Origin of the sequence: Winslowiella sp. 2C04, from assembly GCF_050037805.1 — a bacterium.
GTDB lineage: Bacteria > Pseudomonadota > Gammaproteobacteria > Enterobacterales > Enterobacteriaceae > Erwinia > Erwinia toletana_A.
On record NZ_CP188300.1, the window covers coordinates 2323818 to 2342469 of the forward strand.

Genomic DNA, 18652 nt, shown 5'->3' on the forward strand with positions numbered 1-18652 from the left:
CCGGCTGCAACTCAGCCGTTAATTAACTGCACAATTTCCAGCAATTGCTGCCGCTGTGCCGGTTTTAATTTACTCGCCGCGCAGTCATCGCTGTTTTGCACAATCAGGGCACTCAGCCCGACCAGCCAGTCATAAATATAAACCGCTGTGCTATTGGCAGGGGCTGCCGAAAGGCGTGTCAGGCGCAACGTCTCACCAAAGCTCACCGCTGGCATCGTCGGCTGAGCAAAGATCTTCTCACCGCGATTAATCCGGCTCTGTGGGCGCTGCGCTTCACTCTGTTGCAGGAAGCCGAGCCAGGCGACAAAATCACCTAATATCGTCATCGCCCGTAACACCTGGCGATCGGCTTTCGCGTTATGCTCGCCAGCTATCGTTTCGCTCTCAGTTAAAGCCTGGCGTAATAATTCGCCAACCCGCAGGCGAAAGCTGGCAATAATCAGCTCTTCAACCAGCAGTTGTAGGGTGGCTTTATCCATATTCAGCAGCGCCAGCAGCGACGCGTTTTCTGGCAGATTACGCAGATGATTAACCCAATAGCGCAGCACGTTTTGCGCAAATTGGTCATCCCGATCCGCTTCAGTAAACGACAGCTGTGGTGCCGCATCCGACTGTTCACTGAACAGATCAAAGGTAATACCAATGCTAAAGTGGCTCAAGGTACTGGCGGCGTGCGCGTCAGCCTGCGCCTGTGGCAGGCGCAGCCACAGGCGACGCAGCTCATCGCGGCAGGGTTGCAGTCGTTCAAGCAGTTCACCGTGCAGACCGGTTCGGCTTTGCAGCACTTTTAACAGCGTTTCCGCGATGTGCTGTTTTTTCTCTGGCTGCTGATTCTCGTTGTCGCGGTATTGCCAGCTTGCCAACAGATTATCCGCCACTTCATGTTGGAGTTCTGCCAGCTGTTGGCTGAGCCGCGAGGTCTTCACCTCAGAATGAAGGGCCGTTTCCAGCCAGCTTGCCATGCGCTGCATGCCGGCGTCATCAGGCACCAGCATCGAACCCCACATATCACCTGCATGGCCGATGCGTCTTTGCACTGCTTCATCATGATTGTGCTGAAAATGACGACGATCCCAGCGGGTGATCGCCCAGATCAGCCCTGGTCGGTGCGGGCTACGCTGTTGAGTATTTTCACCCTGTGTAGTTCGAACCCAGTGTTCCAGCGCTTTGCTGACGGTTTTAACCTGATTACGGCTGCTGGCGGCACCGCAGACTACCAGCAGATTAACCGCCTGACGATCGCTGTAATATTCCAACAGGTAACCGCGTTTCGCCTGTATCAGATCGGCCAGCCGTGCATTTTTCTGTCGCGCATCCTGATGGATTGCTCCATCCTGCGGCTCATATTCCGCTGGAATATCCAGCACATCAACCGCTGCCGACAGCGCTGCACGCGGCGATAATCTCAGCGGTATATGTAGCTCTGCGGTGAGCAGCACCAGCTCCGCCAGCGAGATATTCTGCGCGGTTGCTGCGCGACCATGCGGGCAGGGCACGATCTGCACATTGCTGTCATCGGCCATATTTAACGCGGCGGCGCTGGCCGGATTGAGTAACGCCTCTGTCGGTAACTGCATTTCGTCGGTAAGCAGGCTGAGCGGTGCCAGTACGTTACGGCAGCCGCCCAGGCTTTGCAGACGGTGGGCCAGCTGTCGCCACAGGTCGGTAAGAACACGATCTCCGTTCCACAGCAGCGCAAAAAGTTGGGCACGATCGTCGACGGTCAGCCAGGGCGCTAACTCAATGGCGGCTGGCCAGAAATCGTTGCTCAATGGCTTCTGGCGTAAAGCATCATGACGCAGCATAAAATCGTAAATCGATACCATTTGATCGCTGGTGATGCCCGCACTCGCTTGCGGCTGACGGTGGCGTTGCAAATTGCTCAACTGCATCATCATCTGTGCTTCATCAGGCGGGGTATCAGGCTGCGCTAATCCGCAGCGCAGCACCATGCAGGTGATATCGGCTTCACTGAACAGCGTCAGTTCACAGGGCCACTGCGAATTTTCGCTTCTGGTCTGAGGTTTGAAGCGGATCACAATCCCGCAATCCTGATTGCCAGGATTAATATGGCTGAAATAGTCGAGCGTTTTGCCCGCCATCCCGCTGACCAGCCGCTGTTGCGAATCACCGACCAGTGATGAAATAAGCCAGGCTTTCCCTGCCTGTGACTGACCGTAAAAAGCAAGGGTAGTACGCTCAGCGACCGTGGCGTGCAGCCGATCGGCCTGCCGACGGCAGCGGCGTAATTTTGTTTTCAGATTTGTCGCTTCGATATCCAGGCGCATTGCGCTGCTGCGGCTGTTATCCAGCCACGTCAGCGCGTTGCTGAGGCCTTCGCTGACGGCCATCAGCCGATCTGACTGCTGTTCTGGCGTGATAAGTTTCATTTTTTAAACACGCTCCCACTGTCGATCCAGTATTGTGCCGCGCTGTTGCCGCTGGCTGATAAGGTATTCAGACTGAGGCGTAAATGCTCCAGCGGTATCCGGCTGCCGTCAGCCAGGCGGGCGTCAGCAATCTCAAAACGCTCCGGGCTATGGGGATCTTCACCGGTAACGACCCGCAGTCTGATACGCAACTCGCTGTCACCGGCTACTTTACGTGCCAGAGTGGGATCGGTAATCGACAGGCTGTAGAGTGGCGCGGCAGGCCAGCGAGGGCTATCCAGCTGGCGGAAGCCCAGGCATAAGCCGCCGCGGATACGGAAGCTGGTGAGGTTGTCGAGGCTAAAGCCTGGCCGGTCAAGATCGATATCGCTGTAATAAATATTGCGGTTACTCAGCATGTTATCGGCGTCCAGCATACCCAGATAGCGAATGGTGGAGTAGGGCTGAAAATCTCCAGCGCGGAACCAGAAGCTGGACAGCCTGAGATCCAGAGCCAGCAGGCACAGCATCGCGCCGACCGCGGCAGTTGATTTCGGATTATCAATACGACCGAGCTTGTTAAACGGATACCAGTCGCTGGTGTGATAACCTTCCAGCGATAAAATCCGGCTGCCGGGTAACGGTTGCAGATGGCGAAACAGCGCCTGTATTCCTGGGAAGCGCGACGGGCGGCCAGTCAGCAGCAGTACGTCGCAACTGTAGAGTGATACCACTTCAGCCATTGAACGCAGCGTCTGCACTATCGACAAACGATGGGATAAGAATTCACCGTGCAGTTTATTCAGCTGAACGATCAGCGGAACCTGCAAGATATCGAACAGTGGCTCGCCGCCCAACGCGCGTTGCAGTTCGCCATTGATATACTCCAGTACCCTGCTGGTCGGCGGCTGATCCAGCATTTCAGCAAAGGTGGCATCGATTTCTGCGCTACTGTCGAGCGGGTCAAAATGCTCGTAATTTTCCAGAATGGTGCGGGCTAACGGCATAAAAATCTGCAAGGTCAGCTGCTGACGCAGCGTGGAATGTGCATCGGTGCGGCCATCATGAGCGAACAGTCTGGCCATCAGCACTTCAGTATTAAGCAGACCGGCGCTTTTCAGCGCCTGCTGCAGCGCCGGCAGCACATACAGCTGAATGACATCCAGCAGAATATCATCACCCGCCACTTTGAAACCTTCGCGGAACAGCAGGCGTGGATTAATTTTCACATTGTTGCCGCTACCGTCATCCAGCGCGTAATGTGTAATCGCCAAATCTGTGGTGCCGCCGCCAATATCGATAGAGGCAATACGCAGGGTTTTACCCGGCTGCTCGTCAGCCGCCAGCGGGCGGTCGGGCCGCGCCATACTGGCAAAGAAATCTTCAGCGCGTCCGGCAAAATTAACCTGGGTTTCATTGAACAGATAAACCATCTGACCGCAGGTCGCCTCATCCCACTCCATCTGTACTTCCGGCACCGGCTTCAGACTGCTGGCTTTATCGTGCTGAGTGGAGAAGGGTTCATCGGCCGGATGCCAGGCCATCGCTTTCCACACCAGTGCAATTGCTTCAACCATGCGGCGGCGAAATATCTCCCGCTCCGGTTTTGGCATTGCGGAAGGGAGCGTCAGGATAATATTACGCAGCTGACGCGGGGCGGTGCTGTGCGGCATTTTCATGCGCTGTGCGGCGCTGTTAATCTGCATCAGCGCCTGTGCCAGCAGTTCGCTCAGCATAAATGTCATCAGCGAGCTGCGGCTGTAGTGCGCTGAAAATACCGGCAGGCGCTCATCGGCTGGCAGGGTATACAGCGGTTGGCCGTTATCATTGAGCAGAGTCATGAGTGGATTGGCTATAGCCGGCGCTTCGCTAGCGGGTTGGTTAAAACGCCAGCCCGGCAACCAGCTCTCTTCATCCCACAAGTAGCGGCGTGGGCTGGAGATGCCGCTGGTGCCCTCGGTGCCGAGGCGCTGCAACGCCAGTCGATCGGCTTCGCGGCCAACGCGCGTCAGAGAAGGCCAGACAAAGGCATTTTCACGCCCGCTTTCCAGCGAGAAATTGGCTTTACCGAAGTTGGCCTGAGCAAATTCAATCCGACTGACAAACATCTCGTTATAGACTTGCTGTGGCCTGGCCAGATCGCGCAGCTGCAACTCATAGGTTTGTTTCAGACCGTTGCTCTCATCAGCATGATCCTCGACCAAAATGCCGCAGGTGTGAGAATTACCGACATCAAGGATCAAATCCACGTTAACCACCGGCTGCTGTAACGTGGCGGTGTGAATTTTAATCTCGTTCAGTTGCAGCTGGCTACCGAGCAGATTCAGCAGGTTAAGGTAGTGCGCCTGATACTCAAACTCCTTCAGGCCGATTTTTACATTAACCGCATGACGATGTTCACGCTGCGCGGCTTGTTGAGTAAACACTTCGCGTAACCAGCCGTCGATCCAGGTAAGATCAAGGAACTCACCCAGCTCATCATTGTGCCAGGCAAGAGCGAAGCTGACGCCGTTCTGAGCATCGCTTTTACACAGCGCCAGCGCGCCGTCGTCTGCCGCCGTGGTGCCGGTGTCAAACGCCAGAGAGGCGCGATGGGTATGGCCTTGCTGGTCTGGCGAGTCCAGTTTACTGATCCGCACTCGCGCCCAGTTTTCCGGGCCGCCGAGAAAATTGCGCGGCGGCGTATAGCGCAGCACCGGCAGCGGTAGCCAGATATCTTCCAGCAGCATCAGTGACTGGTCCAGCGTAAAGCTGAACTCCGGTTTCACCACTTCCGGCGCAGCACCTGCCGCCATACGCAGCTGATATTTTCCGTTATTGCTGTCATGATCCAGCCACATCAGTGGACCGTTAGCAGTCTTGCGGACAAATTTTCCTGCCTTTACCGCATCCGGCTGTGCCCTGATGGCGAAATCGAGAAACTGGATACCACTATCCTGAATCAGCGTCACTTTTTGCTTAAAATCGATAAGGGTTGCCAGCATGGTCACTTCGTCTCGCGTTTCATCGTCATCGGGAACACCGTTTCGGTGCCATAGCGTGCTTCGCAGCTAGCGGCACCGCTGGCCGCTTTACAGACAATTTCCGGCATTTTATAGCGGCTACCATCGCTGCAACGGGCGGTATAGCGGCTGTTAATCACCAGATTGCCCGAGCTCATTAAGCCAGCTGAGATATCGGCTTTGCAGCGGATGCCGTCTCCCTGAATAAGGCGAGCGCTGCCAATACCCTTTCTAAGCTGATACTTCAAACTCGGTGGCTTACCGGTTGGTAAATTGTTCGCTTCCAGCGTCACGCGCCAGCTGCCGTTCAAAAAGTCAGTGGAGCCAAGTTTTACCGCATCGGCAGGCATCACCAGATCGTCAGCCGTCGCCAGTCGTGCAGGCGTTTCAGCCACGGCATCACGTGGCTTCTCACTCTGCGGCTGCGCGGGTTTCGTTATTTTCGGCGCTTCAGGCAGCCTGGCCGGCTCTGCTGACGCAGCGGTCACCGCTACTGGTGCAGTTACCGGTGTGACTGGCGGCTCAGCAGCGGGTTTAGCCGTTTTGATTACCGGCTCTTGAACGATCTGAAAGGCGCTAAAATATAAGCCGACCAGCGCAGCCGCAATGATCAGCGGCAGCAATAACCAGCCAGCAAGCCGCCACAGCCGACGCGGCTTAAGCGGCGGTGTAACAATCAGCGGTTCAGGTTCTGCTGCGGGCAGCGAAACAGCGGATAGTGGGGGAGCATTAACCGGCAGTCGTGGAGGTGGAGTGAGTTGTAGCGTGGCACGCAGGCAATCAAGCGCATCGGCACGCGGCTTTTTATCGACATCGACAAAGCCCCAGAAGGTGATCACCGGCTTACCATCCACCAGATAGATGGTGTTCTGGTCGGGAAACTGAAAAGCTTTGCTCAACAGAATACCAAACAGCCGCATCGCCGGATTCTGCGAACGTTGCGCTTGTTGACCGATCTCATCAACGGCTGTCTGATAGCTGTCCAGTAGCTGAATGGCGGCCGCTCGCTCGCTGTCGCTGGCGGCAACCCACGACTTTACTTTGCCACAGAATGGCGCGTACCAGTCAATGCGCTCGCCCCGTTCATCAGGCTGCGGAATTGCCAGGCAACTGGCGATATCTGACTGTTTTTTCAGACGTAATGTTTCGCGCAGCTGAAGTGCAGAAGCGTAAACCGGCTGGCCATTTTCCCCAAGCGCAAGTAACGCATCCAGATTTCCGCTGCGTAAAAATGATTTTGCCACGTACCACGGCCCTTTTGTGACGCTGCCTGAGGCAGAAAATAAAGTGTTATCCGGAATGTGATTACTTTAATTCTGTCAGTGCCCGATCAAACGCCGGAATAAGCACTAAAAGTGGCAACTGTCTGCGGCATCGGGCGATTTACTCCACCATGGGCCAGCACGGCTGCGGGGCAGCCGCGCCAGGTTTTTGAAGTGAATTTTTGAGTTTTATGTTGACTGACTAAGTGGGTATTTTTCCATCATTAACTCAGCCGATTGAGTCGGACGATAAAATCGACGGAATCATCATCCTCGGCTCTTACACGGCGTTCAACTGCGTAAGCGGTTAAGCCGAAATCATCCATAATACGCCGTGTTGATTTACCATTTGGTGTTCTGAAAAAAGCGTCAAACAATTCCTGGCCTGATTTGCCCTCGGTCATTTGTAATGTGGTCTCATTAGTCATGGTATTTCTTTCAATCACTTCCGGTAGCTCACCGAAAAAGTTATTTTTTCTGGATATGGTTTCATACTGATATCGAGTGACATCGCTGGCATAATAGGGCACGTCTCTTATTTCTCTGTAGTTATGATGAAACGTCCATTTAGTTCTTTCAAAGGTATTACTGAACGTATTACCTCTGTTAAGTAGGTCTCGCGATCCCATCGAGTAATTCTGTTCGAAATGCAAAAAGTTATTTTTATCATCAATCCAGGCACGCGCCTGTTCCCAGGATTGTCGTTTGCTGCTGCCTGCATTATCAGCGCCCAGTAGCCTCTCGGCTGATTCTGAATAGGTAAACTCGAAATGGCGCGTTTCAGAAACCATCGCGCTGTCAGCGGCACCGCTGGATAACAGGCGGGGCCCGCCCGCCAGCAAGCCTGCGCCAAGAGTTAACAATCCGCTGGCAAAGGAGAGCCACCCCAGCGCCGCAGCAGCGCGCGGATTGGTGCCTGCGCTGGTGATACTGACGATACCGCTGACATCTGCCACCAGATTCGCGGTGCCAGTCAGCAGAGTCGTGGCGGAAGTGCTGACCAGGGCAGCCTCTAAACTCCCGGCGGCTATTAATGAGCCTCCGCCGGTAAACAGTGCTCCGACAATGCCCAAAATGCCCATCCCAATGCCCAATGCTGCCTGCCAGCTAAAATGACCGGATGGATCGCTGCGGTTGACAGGATCTCCCGCGCAATAGCCGTAAGGATTAACGCCGCCCATGCCGAATGGGCTCCAGCTGTCGGGTGCAGTAAAGCGCATCAGCAGCGGACTATAACTACGATAACCATTGCCCAACAGAGAGTTTCCGCTGACGGGATCCTGACGCTGCCCGTTAAAGCCTGCAATATTCCTGTTCATAAATACCCCCTTGTTAATCAGAGTATTTATTAATAGCGGATAGGGATCGGGATAAAAACAGAAAAAAAACCAATTAAATCATATTAATAAAGGCATCACAAAATGATAAGTCACTACTAAATCGAACGCCCGAGAGTGATGGGCTAACAAATCTCTTGCATCAAAACCGGTACGCCAGGCCAGCGCTGATCGAGTAGTTTTTATTGGCTATTCCTGCGGCATCGCCGCCTTGTTCATCGTAACTATTATCACTGTGGTCGATCATTTGGGAACCGCCTTTACCTTCGGAATAATGGTTATAACTCACCTCTGTAAACACTTTGGCATTAGGCGTTACGTAATATCCGACGTCCATTGAAGCACCGTAAAAAGTAGAGTTATTCGATTTTTCACGAAATGTCAGGTCACGCGCATAGTGCTCATCATTATCGTTAGCCTGCACCCACGGACTGTATTTCAGCAGCCCATTAACTTCCAAATTATTCACGCGATATTGTCCAGCCAGACCGATATAGGGCATTGAGAAGCGCTGTTGATAGCCAATAACCCGCTCACCACGCGGCAATTCACCGACATCGTTACCGTTATCATAGCGGTATGAGCCGCCGAAGGCGGTCCAGCTAAAACGCGTTTGTTGATAACCGACGACTGCACCCAGCCGGTAATCGTCGTCCTGCAACAGCCAGCCCTTCAGGTTAACATCGAACTCATTGGCGTAGTTAAGCCGGGTATTGGAATGATGCGAATGTTCACTGGGATCGGACTGGCCTTCTTTCAGCCAGTCCCAGTCATCCAGCGTGCTGCTACCTGATGCCAGCGAAGTCCAGCCGCGGGCATTCAGCGTCAGCCACGAAAAAGCATCCCATGAAATATCGCCTTTCAGGATGGCGACATTATTGATTTTCCAGTCCAGCTGGCTGAGTTTTTTGCCGCTGGCTGGATCATAAACTCGTTCCTCTGATTTACCGCCCAGCCATCCGAGCGAGGTTGAGAGCGAAATATTATCCGCTTGGGTATTGAGTTGAAACGGCGATGATGTGACAGCATAAACATTGCCGGTTATCAGCAACGTGGCTGCGGCAATAAGCTTTTTCTTCATGGTTGTTTCCAACATTTATTAATCAGCGATATCAGATTGCATTAACGCTTATTTTTATAAAGTGATGGAAATCTTATTCTGGTTACCTGACGACCTGAACTATCGTCTTGCCACCTGGATTCTGCGGGCGCGTTTTGGCCGCGATAAAACAATATGGGCCAGCACGCCACCGATCAACCCCCAGAATGCCGCGCCGACGCCGAGCAGCGTTACGCCAGAAGCGGTAATCAAGAAGGTGATAAGCGCCGCGTCGCGCTGTTGACTGTCGCTTAATGCCTGTTGCAAGCTGCCGGAAAGCGTGCCGAGCAGCGCCAGTCCGGCGATGGTATGAATTAATGCCTCCGGCAGGGCGCTGAACAGCATACCGATGGCCGCGCCGAAGATCCCGGCTAACAGATAGAAACCACCGGCGGCGGCCGAGGCAAGATAGCGGCGTTTCGGATCGGGATGCACATCGTCACCCATGCAAATCGCGGCGGTAATTGCGGCAATACACACCGAAAAGCCGCCAAAAGGTGCCAGTAACAGCGAGGTTAACGAGGTCCAGCTTATCAGCGGTGAAACCGGGGCTGCATAGCCTGCGGCTTTCATCGTCGCGATACCTGGTGCATTTTGTGAAGCCATCGTCACCATAAAATAGGGCACGCCGATTCCCAGTAATGTCGATAAAGTAAACTGTGGAGCAGTAAATTCCGGCCAGGCAAAGTGCAGCGACTGCTGCGGGAAATTGATATTGCCCTGCATCAGTGCCACTGCCAGGCCCGCCAGTAGCGTCAGCATAATCGCGTAGCGTGGCATAAAGCGGCGTCCCAGCAGCCAGATCAGGCACATACTGCCGCTAAGAACGAAATTGACCTGTAGCGAGGAGAAAGCATCAAGGCCGAAACGCAGTAAAATGCCTGCCAGCATGGCGGAAGAAATTGCCAGTGGAATGGTGTTCATCAGCCGGGCGAACAGGCCGGTGACGCCGCAGAGTAGCATCAGCCCGGAAGCAAAGATAAAGATGCCTGTCGCTTCATTTAGCGTCACGCCGGGCAGGCTGGTGATCAGTAGCGCGGCGCCGGGCGTCGACCAGGCCGTCAGTACCGGCATGCGATAGTAAAGTGACAGGCCAAGTGAAGTGATGCCCATCGCCAGACCCAGCGTAGTCAGCCAGCCGCCAATTTGCAGTACTGAAGCGCCTGCGGCTTCTGCCGCCTGAAAAATGATGGCGGCAGAGCTGGTATAGCCCACCAGTACCGCGACAAAACCGGCAATAATCGCGGGGATAAAGAGTGATTTCGACGGTGTGGCGGGCATAGTCAATTCCTGCTTGTGCGTTATAGCGCACAACAATAGCATCGTGCGTTATAACGTACAAGCGGCTATAATCAGGGCCGATTTTCGGAGGGAACGCGATGCAGCAACTTAATCAGCACCTGGCAGACACGCTCAAACAGCTGCGGCATTTGCGCCAGTGGAGTCTGACTCAGGCGGCAGAACAGACCGGTGTCAGTAAGGCGATGCTGGGGCAAATTGAACGAGGTGAATCCAGCCCAACGGTGGCGACATTGTGGAAAATTGCCACCGGATTTAACGTCGCATTTTCGGCATTTATCGGCAACGCAGCCGGGCAACTGCCGCCAGTGGTGCAGCGCTACGCCGATTTGCCGGTGTTCAGCCAGGACAATGCTGATATGCGCGTGGTGCCACTTTTTCCATTTGATAAGCAGCTCGGTTTCGATATGTTTGTTATCGACATGGCGCCGGGCGCGCTCAGTGAATCTTCAGCTCATGAGCAGGGAGTAATCGAGCATGTGATTGTCACAGAAGGGCAACTTGAGCTAATGGTTGACGGAGTATGGCATCAGCTAGCGGCTGGCGAAGCGCTGCGTTTTCAGGCCGATCGCCCGCACAGCTATCGCAACGCCAGCCAACACAATGTGCGGCTGCACGATCTAATCCATTACCCCTGCGTCGGACGTTAATGCTGCTGTGGATTATCACTCAGCAGAATCGCCAGTTTTTTACCGTCGTCGAGCTGCTCAAGCAGCAGTTTAACCACCACCGTTAGCGGTACCGACAGGATCATCCCGACGGGCCCGAGTAGCCATCCCCAGAACAACAACGAAATAAACACCACCAGCGTCGATAAATTTAAACTTCTGCCCATCAGACGCGGCTCGAGGATATTACCGAACAGCAGGTTGATCGCCAGATAGAAAGCGATAACTCCCAGCCCCGGATAGAGGCCATTAAACAGCAACGCCTGAATAATCGGCGGAATAGCCGCAATAATTGAGCCGATATTGGGAATATAATTTAGCGCAAACGCCAGCGTGCCCCAGAGAAAAGCAAATTTAATATCCATCGCCCACAGCATCAGCCAGACCGTCAGGCCGGTAATCAGGCTGATCACGGTTTTTAAGACCAGATAGTGGGTGACGCTTCTTAAGCCATGACGAATGGCCGCCATGGCGCGGGACGGCACCGGAAACAGCAGGGGACCTTTCTGCTTCAGGCTCGGCACCTCCAGCAGCATAAACGCCACCGTCATAATCAGCAGGAACATTGCGGTCATGGCGTTAGAAAAATACCCCACGGCACCGGACACCAGCCGCACGGCGATTGACGGATCGATATAGTGCATCATCTCATCAAGCGAGATGTTAATGCCCATAGTTAACAGCAGGGCGCGGGTATCCAGCAGCGGCTGGGTTAACATGCTGCGATACTGCGGCAGGGTGCGGGCAAATTCATTGAGTGTGCTGCTGAGTGCTGCTACCAGTAGCAGCATAATCACCACAAAACAGCTCATCAGCAGCAGAATCGCCAGCACGCGCGGCACGCGGATCCTCTCTGCCAGCCGGATCAACGGATTAAGCACAATGGCAAAAAACAGCGATAATATCAGCGGCACCACCAGCGCCGACGCGGCCTTCAGGCTGGCAAAAATCACCAGCAGCATGGTGATAATCGCCAAAACCCTGACCAGTTTATCCGTCGATGAATTTAACACGCCGCTACTCTCCTTTAGTTTTGCTCCATTCACGCAGGCGCTGTATATGCAGATACAACGACGGGACAAAGAACAGCCCAATTGCCGTGGCGGCCAGCATTCCGCTAAACAGCGTGATACCGATGATTTGCCGACTTTCTGCGCCTGCACCGCTGGCCAGCACCAGCGGTAACACGCCGAAAATAAACGAAATCGCTGTCATGATAACCGCCCGGAAACGCTGTTGCGCCCCTTGTTGCGCAGCCTGCTGAATCGACAATCCTTTTTCCCGCAAATCACGGGAAAATTCAACAATCAGAATAGCATTTTTCGCCGCGAGGCCAATCAATAACACCAGGCCAATTTGCGCATAAATATCGTTGGCTAAACCTGCCAGCTTTAATCCCATTACCGCACCCATCAGGGCAAACAGCACCGACAGTAACACCGCCGCCGGTATCGTCCAGCTCTCATACTGGGCGACCAGGAACAGATAAGCGAAGACCAGTGCCGCCAGATAAATCATTATCGCTTTGCCACTGTTTTGCAGCTCCTGTAAGGACATGCCGGTCCAGCTGTAGCCGTATCCCTCGGGTAGTTCGCTGTCCAGCAGCTGCTCCATAACGCCCATCGCCTGACCTGAACTGACGCCTTCCACTGCCGAACCGCTCACCGCCACCGACGGGAACTGGTTATATTGCGCGATAAACGGTGAACCAACTGAGGGGGTTAACGTAACCAGTTGGCTCAGGCTGACCAGCGCGCCGCTGTCGCTGCGCACCGATAACTGATTAATTTGCTCGCTGCGCTGACGCCAGGTCATCTCATTTTGTACTTGCACCTTAAACAGCCGATTGCTGCGGGTAAAATCGCCAACGTTAATACCGCCCAGCGCGGTTTGCAGGGTGGTAAAAATACGATCTACCGGCACATTAAGTAACGCTGCGCGTTCACGATCGACGGTTAAACTCATTTCCGGCACGCTGGCGCTGAACGTTGTGAATACTCTGCTGAGTTCCGGCTGCTGATTGGCCGCCATAATCAGCGCATGGCTGGTGCGCGCCAGCTCCTGCTGTGATTGTCCGTCAAGTGCCTGAATGCGTAGATCAAAGCCCGAAGCATTACCCAGCCCGTTAATAGCCGGAGGAACAAAAGCCATCATCATCGCCGAAGGGTTGGCGGCAAGCTGTTGCTGAATGCGCGGCAGAACCTGATCGATCGGTTCGCGCTCATTCCACGGTTTTAACTGCACGATGCCAAAACCGCCGTTCGCTGCGTTGCCACCGCCGAGCAGACTGAAGCCGGTAATCTTAATCACATCGTCTACCGCCGGATCGGCAGCGACGGCTTGGTACATTTGCTCCATTACCGTTTGCGTCCGAGCCAGTGAGGCACCATCCGGCAGCTGCACATTTATAAACATATAGCCCTGATCTTCTTCTGGTAAAAACCCGACCGGCAACAGGCTGTAACAAAGCCAGGTCGCGCCCGCGGCCAGTATCAGAGCGGAGATGGTTGTGACACTGTAACGATTTATGCGCGTCACGGCACGTAAATAACCGTCACGAGTGGTTTGCAACAGGCGATTAAAGGCACCAAAGGGACCGCTGGTTGGCGGTTGACGATACTTGAGCAGCGTGGCGGTAAGCGCTGGCGTCAGCGTCAGGGCATTCACGCTGGACAGCACCATGGCGGTAGCCAGCGTGACGGCAAACTGACGATACAGTTCGCCGGTAATCCCCGGCAGCATCGCCACCGGCACAAATACCGCCAGTAATACCATGGTCGTAGCGATTACCGGCCCGGCGATTTGCGTGATTGCCTCGCAGGTGGCTTTAAACGGCCCAAGCTGCGGGTTTTCCACCATAATGCGCTCAACATTTTCTACCACCACAATCGCGTCATCGACCACGATATTCAGCGCCAGAATCATGGCAAATAAACTGAGCATATTAATCGAGTAGCCAAACAGCAGCAGTACCGCCACGGTACCGAGCAGCGATACCGGAATGGTCAACGCCACGATAAAGGTCGCGCGCAGGCTCTGCATAAACAGATACACCACCGCCAGTACCACCAGTAAGGTCAGAACCAGCGAATGCATAATCTCGCGCAGGGTTTCCCTGATCGAATCGGTTGAATCGAAATTGATATCAAAGGTCATATCATCCGGAAATGCCCGTGCCTGCTGCGCCATTTCTGCTTTTACTGCGCTGGCAACGCTTAGCGCGTTAGCACCCGGCGTTGGATAGATCATCAAAAATGCGCCGGGCGTATTATTCATCGCGGCATTAACCTGATAGCTTTCTGCTCCCAGTTCAGTGCTGGCGACGTCGCCCAGCCGTACCATGCCACCGTGTTGATTACTGCGAATCACAATGCGGGCAAACTCTTCCGGCGTAGAAAGACGCCCACTGCCGCTGATGGTCAGGGTTTTTTGCTGATCGGCAGGCGTGGGAGCAGCACCGATTTGACCGGCGGCAGCCTGTACATTTTGCTGACGCAGTGCCGCAATAATCTCATCGGTGGTGACATTAAGCGCTTCCATCCGTAACGGATTCAGCCAGATGCGCATACTGTAGTCGCGGGAACCAAAAATCTGCACATCACCGACGCCGTCGATTCTTGCCAGCGCATCCTTCAGACGAATGCTGCTGTAATTACTCAAAAACATCGCGTTGTGAGTGCCGCCAGGTGACTGAACGCTGAGCCCCAGCAGAATATTGGTGGCTCTTTTGCGCACCGAGATGCCATTGTTAATGACTTCGGCGGGTAACTGGGCGCTGACCTGCGACAGGCGATTTTGTACCTCGACCGCCGCCATATCCGGATCAGTTCCACTGGCGAAGGTGATGGTCAATGAGTAGCTGCCGTTATTACTGCTGCTGGACTCCATATACAGCATATTGCTGACGCCATTGATCTGGCTTTCAATTGGTGAACCGACTGCTTCGGCGACATCGCGGGCGCTGGCACCTGGATAGACCGCACTGACGCTGACCACCGGTGGGGTGATCTCAGGGAACTTTTCTACCGGAATAATCGTCAGCGCCAGTAAACCAACAAGGCTGATAATCAGTGCGATAACCATCGCAAACTTGGGACGTCTGACAAAAAAATGTAGCATCGCGATCGCCTTATTCGCTGGCGGCAGTGGCGTTCACCACCATACCGGGCCTGACTTGCTGAATACCGGAAACAATCACTCGCTCGCCCGGCTCAAGACCCGCAGTCACCTGATAGTGCTGTTCAACCTGGCGGCCAGGCGTGACGCGTCGCAGCGCCACATGGTTATCCTCATCAACCAACAAAACGAAATAACCCTCTTTGTCCTGCGAAAGGGCCGCAACCGGGATGGTTATGGCGTTTTGTGGCTGGCCGGCTTCCAGCGCGACATTGACCACGCCACCGGGTAACAGCAGATGCTGTGGATTGGCAAAGTTCAGCCTGACCGCCACGCTGCCGGTCTGTGGATCGATATGATTATCTACGGACTCAAATTTGCCGGGTTGTGGATAAGGATGGCCGTTGGCCAGCGTCAGCTGCGAACGAAAACTTTTCGCCGTCTCTGGCTGCTGCATCGCGGTTATATAGTCGTGCTCGTTGACTGAAATCCTGACGCGGATTGGATCCAGCTGCGTCACTGTCACCAGCGAACCACTGGCGGGATTGATCAGGCTGCCTGTATTGAAGCGTGTATGGCCGATGCGTCCGGAAATCGGCGCGGTGATGCGGGTATAACTGAGGTTCAGTTGCTGCGTTTTCAGTTCAGCCTGCATCTGAGCAAGATTAGCGCGGGCGATATCGCGCTCGGCCTCTGCGGCGTCGACGTCGGATTTACTGATGGCTTTACTGGCGGTTAAACGCTGTAACCGGCCGAGATGCAATTGTGTATTACGTAACACCGCCTCGGCGCTTTGCACCCGGGCTTTCGCCTGCTCGACCGCCGCATGGTGTTGTGCCGGTTCAATTTCAAATAATAACTGCCCGGCTTCGACCATCTGGCCTTCGGTGAAGTGGCGGCTGGCAATAAACCCTTCAACGCGGGTTAACACCTCAACCGTCTGAATGGCTTCAACACGCCCCATATACAGCAGCGCTTTGGCGGAATGCTTTATCTCGGTGGTGATAACTTTCACTGCGGGCAGAGGCGAGGACTGGGCAGTGCTTACCAGAAACACGCAACTCAGACACAGCGCAGCAGTTCGTATGAAGATATGCATAGTGATTCACCTGACAAGGTTGATATTACTAAATATTGTATTTTTCTTAGAAAACACCATATTAATCTTGATCAAGCCAGCAGGAAATTTGTGAGAATTATCTCATTTCAGGTGGCTGCGATGGAGCATCACGCAGTACCATGATGTTGCCTGCGTTGTAACACATTCACCGTCGGGCCTGCCCCCGTAGTAAGGGGTGACTTTTTAGCCAAACTCGATCAAGCGTCCTTGCCTTGCAAAAGGGCGCTGTTGAAAAAATCCGTACAATGCAGCACAGACAGATTCGCTAATTGCGCTGTCGAGCGAGATTAACTGATGGTCAGCGTCTTTAGAGCCTGCAGTAACGCATCGACTTTTGGCGTTAGCTGTTTTTTTTGCGGCCACAGAATCGTCAGTGGCAAACCCTCAACTGACAACGTTTCCAGCAGCGGCACCAGTTCACCACTGTCCAGTTGCTTGCGCACCAGCCAGGTCGCTATTTGCGTCACGCCCAGCCCGGCGACCACCGCCGATAACAGCGCCTCTCCATCGCCCAGCGCCATCGCGTGAGCAATTTCGCGCGTCAGCGTGCGGCCGTCTGCAGCAGGAAAGGTCCATGGCGTGGTGCTGCCGTCGTGTCGGGCGTAAGCAATGCAGCGATGATCAGTTAACGCTTGCGCAGATAACGGTGTGCCATGCTGTTGCAGATAATTCGGTGCGGCACAAAAAATCAGTCGTTCACTGCCAAGATAGTGATAGCCGAGTGATGCGGGATAATCCCCCGGGCCACCTATACGAACTGCAATATCAATGCCTTCTTCAATAAGATCAACAAAGCGGTCGGTAAAGGTGATGTTCAGCTGTAAATCCGGGTAGTGGTGGCAAAAGCGGTTCAGCAGCGGCACCACCTGTAAACGGCCAAAGGAGTGCGGCAGGGCAAGGCGTAAGCGGCCCGCCGGACGGTTGCGCTGAGCGACCAGCACCGATTCGGCCTCCGCCAGTTCATCCAGCACCCGGCTACAGGTTTGATAGAACGCCTGACCGGCATCAGTCAGTGACAGGCTGCGGGTGGTACGGTCAAACAGCCGTGAACCTAAGCGCTCCTCCAGCCGGGCGATACTTTTACTGACGGCGGAGTTGCTCAGGTGCAACTTTTCGGCAGCAGCGGTAAAGCTGCCGGTTTCTACGCTGACCACAAACGGCGTTATACCTTTAAGACGATCGCTGGAAATCATGATTAGTGAATTTTTGTCGTTAAATTGATGAATATATACCTTAGATGAGAATTAAATTCCATATTAAGCTTTAGGTCTTAATCTGATGGAGAGAACAAATGAAATCACGTGCATTGATTGTCGGCGTCAGCGGTGTTGTGGGTAGCGCGCTGGCGACCAGGCTACTGGCTGATGGCTGGCAGGTCTATGGTTTGTCACGCGGTAACAGCGCAGTTCCGGCTGGCTGCATCGCACTGACCGCCGATTTAACCTCAGAACAGGCGGTACAGCAGGCGTTACAAGGTATCGAGGTTGATAAGGTGTTCTTCAGCGTCTGGGCGCGTCAGGAAAATGAGCAACAGAATATCCGCGTCAATGGCGCGATGGTGCGTCACGTGCTGGATGTGCTGGGCAGCCGGTTGCAGGGCGGTCATGTGGCGCTGGTCACGGGCCTGAAGCACTATCTTGGGCCGTTTGACGCCTACGGCAAAGGCGAAGTACCGATGACGCCGTTCCGTGAAGAGCAGGGGCGTCAGCCGGTAGAAAATTTCTATTATGCGCAGGAAGACGAAGTTTTTGCTGCGGCCAAAAAGTACCAGTTCAGCTGGAGCGTACATCGCCCGCATACCATCATTGGTTACGCGGTCGGCAATGCGATGAACATGGGACAAACGCTGGCAGTGTATGCCACGCTGTGTAAACACACCGGGCAGCCATTTATTTTCCCGGGTTCGGCAGTGCAGTGGAGCGGCGTGACGGATATGACCGACGCGCGTTTGCTGGCCGATCAGCTTCAGTGGGCAGCCACCAGTGAGCAGGCTAACAATGAAGATTTCAACGTAGTGAACGGTGACGTGTTCCGCTGGCAGTGGATGTGGACGCAAATCGCCGATTACTTTGGCATTGAAGCGGTGCCTTTCAGTGGCGAAATGCAACCGCTGGAAGGGCGCATGAATGATGCCGCTGCCCAGTGGCAGGAGATTGCCAGCCAGTATTCACTGAAGCAGAGCGATGTGAATAAGCTGGCCTCCTGGTGGCATACCGATGCCGATCTCGGTCGCCCGATGGAGGTGATTACCGATATCAGTAAAAGCCGTAAAGCCGGTTTTAACGGTTATCAGTGTACCCGCGATGCCTTTATTGAACTGTTTGATAAGCTCCGGGCGGAAAAACTGATTCCATAACTCTTCGCCGGGTTATTGTCAGGA

12 protein-coding genes are annotated in these 18652 nt (G+C 54.2%); 2 read left to right on the forward strand and 10 right to left on the reverse strand.

Annotated elements, in window-relative coordinates:
• Positions 1–11: 11 nt before the first annotated feature.
• From ACP3TC_RS10335 to ACP3TC_RS10360, 6 genes are all read right to left on the reverse strand, one after another.
• Positions 12–2390 (reverse strand): virulence factor SrfC family protein, encoded by a 2379-nt coding sequence (locus ACP3TC_RS10335; RefSeq protein ID WP_426818152.1) that lies wholly within the window; start codon positions 2388–2390, stop codon positions 12–14.
• Positions 2387–5353 (reverse strand): virulence factor SrfB, encoded by a 2967-nt coding sequence (locus tag ACP3TC_RS10340; RefSeq protein ID WP_426818153.1) that lies wholly within the window; start codon positions 5351–5353, stop codon positions 2387–2389. Before ACP3TC_RS10340 ends, ACP3TC_RS10335 begins: the two co-directional genes overlap by 4 nt.
• 2 nt (positions 5354–5355) lie before the next feature.
• Positions 5356–6615 carry an SrfA family protein gene (locus tag ACP3TC_RS10345; protein ID WP_426818154.1) on the reverse strand — a complete coding sequence of 420 codons (1260 nt, stop codon included), beginning with the start codon at positions 6613–6615 and terminating at the stop codon, positions 5356–5358.
• Between the two features lie 242 nt (positions 6616–6857).
• Entirely contained in the window at positions 6858–7952 is a 1095-nt protein-coding gene (locus ACP3TC_RS10350) for an RHS repeat-associated core domain-containing protein (RefSeq protein ID WP_313851998.1), read from the reverse strand.
• A 160-nt stretch (positions 7953–8112) separates the two neighbouring features.
• The gene (locus tag ACP3TC_RS10355; RefSeq protein WP_313851997.1) at positions 8113–9051 is read right to left on the reverse strand and encodes an omptin family outer membrane protease; all 939 of its coding nucleotides are present in this window, start codon (positions 9049–9051) and stop codon (positions 8113–8115) included.
• 99 nt (positions 9052–9150) lie between these two features.
• Positions 9151–10350 (reverse strand): benzoate/H(+) symporter BenE family transporter, encoded by a 1200-nt coding sequence (locus ACP3TC_RS10360; RefSeq protein WP_313851996.1) that lies wholly within the window; start codon positions 10348–10350, stop codon positions 9151–9153.
• A 98-nt stretch (positions 10351–10448) separates the two neighbouring features.
• Here ACP3TC_RS10360 and ACP3TC_RS10365 point away from each other — a divergent pair, with 98 nt between their 5' ends.
• Positions 10449–11018: a helix-turn-helix domain-containing protein gene (locus tag ACP3TC_RS10365; protein ID WP_426818155.1), complete on the forward strand. Its 570-nt coding sequence runs from the start codon at positions 10449–10451 to the stop codon at positions 11016–11018.
• Here the strand turns inward: ACP3TC_RS10365 and ACP3TC_RS10370 are convergent.
• The 4 genes from ACP3TC_RS10370 to ACP3TC_RS10385 form a co-directional block, all read right to left on the reverse strand.
• The gene (locus tag ACP3TC_RS10370) at positions 11015–12049 is read right to left on the reverse strand and encodes an AI-2E family transporter (RefSeq protein ID WP_313851994.1); all 1035 of its coding nucleotides are present in this window, start codon (positions 12047–12049) and stop codon (positions 11015–11017) included. The two genes, ACP3TC_RS10365 and ACP3TC_RS10370, sit on opposite strands and share 4 nt — an antisense overlap.
• Before the next feature lie 4 nt (positions 12050–12053).
• Positions 12054–15155 carry an efflux RND transporter permease subunit gene (locus tag ACP3TC_RS10375; protein ID WP_426818156.1) on the reverse strand — a complete coding sequence of 1034 codons (3102 nt, stop codon included), beginning with the start codon at positions 15153–15155 and terminating at the stop codon, positions 12054–12056.
• A 10-nt stretch (positions 15156–15165) separates the two neighbouring features.
• Positions 15166–16251: an efflux RND transporter periplasmic adaptor subunit gene (locus ACP3TC_RS10380; protein ID WP_313851992.1), complete on the reverse strand. Its 1086-nt coding sequence runs from the start codon at positions 16249–16251 to the stop codon at positions 15166–15168.
• 308 nt (positions 16252–16559) lie between these two features.
• The gene (locus ACP3TC_RS10385; RefSeq protein ID WP_313857718.1) at positions 16560–17468 is read right to left on the reverse strand and encodes a LysR family transcriptional regulator; all 909 of its coding nucleotides are present in this window, start codon (positions 17466–17468) and stop codon (positions 16560–16562) included.
• A gap of 95 nt (positions 17469–17563) precedes the next feature.
• Between ACP3TC_RS10385 and ACP3TC_RS10390 the strand changes: the two genes are divergently transcribed.
• Positions 17564–18628 carry an SDR family oxidoreductase gene (locus ACP3TC_RS10390; protein WP_426818157.1) on the forward strand — a complete coding sequence of 355 codons (1065 nt, stop codon included), beginning with the start codon at positions 17564–17566 and terminating at the stop codon, positions 18626–18628.
• Positions 18629–18652: the final 24 nt, after the last annotated feature.

What these genes read in the sequence shown, in the direction of transcription:
- ACP3TC_RS10375 (WP_426818156.1), bottom strand. Translation starts at nt 15,155, where the DNA reads ATGCTACATTTTTTTGTCAGACGTCCCAAGTTTGCGATGGTTATCGCA.
- ACP3TC_RS10380 (WP_313851992.1), bottom strand. Translation starts at nt 16,251, where the DNA reads ATGCATATCTTCATACGAACTGCTGCGCTGTGTCTGAGTTGCGTGTTT.
- ACP3TC_RS10340 (WP_426818153.1), bottom strand. Translation starts at nt 5,353, where the DNA reads ATGCTGGCAACCCTTATCGATTTTAAGCAAAAAGTGACGCTGATTCAG.
- ACP3TC_RS10365 (WP_426818155.1), top strand. Translation starts at nt 10,449, where the DNA reads ATGCAGCAACTTAATCAGCACCTGGCAGACACGCTCAAACAGCTGCGG.
- ACP3TC_RS10360 (WP_313851996.1), bottom strand. Translation starts at nt 10,350, where the DNA reads ATGCCCGCCACACCGTCGAAATCACTCTTTATCCCCGCGATTATTGCC.
- ACP3TC_RS10350 (WP_313851998.1), bottom strand. Translation starts at nt 7,952, where the DNA reads ATGAACAGGAATATTGCAGGCTTTAACGGGCAGCGTCAGGATCCCGTC.
- ACP3TC_RS10390 (WP_426818157.1), top strand. Translation starts at nt 17,564, where the DNA reads ATGAAATCACGTGCATTGATTGTCGGCGTCAGCGGTGTTGTGGGTAGC.
- ACP3TC_RS10355 (WP_313851997.1), bottom strand. Translation starts at nt 9,051, where the DNA reads ATGAAGAAAAAGCTTATTGCCGCAGCCACGTTGCTGATAACCGGCAAT.
- ACP3TC_RS10335 (WP_426818152.1), bottom strand. Translation starts at nt 2,390, where the DNA reads ATGAAACTTATCACGCCAGAACAGCAGTCAGATCGGCTGATGGCCGTC.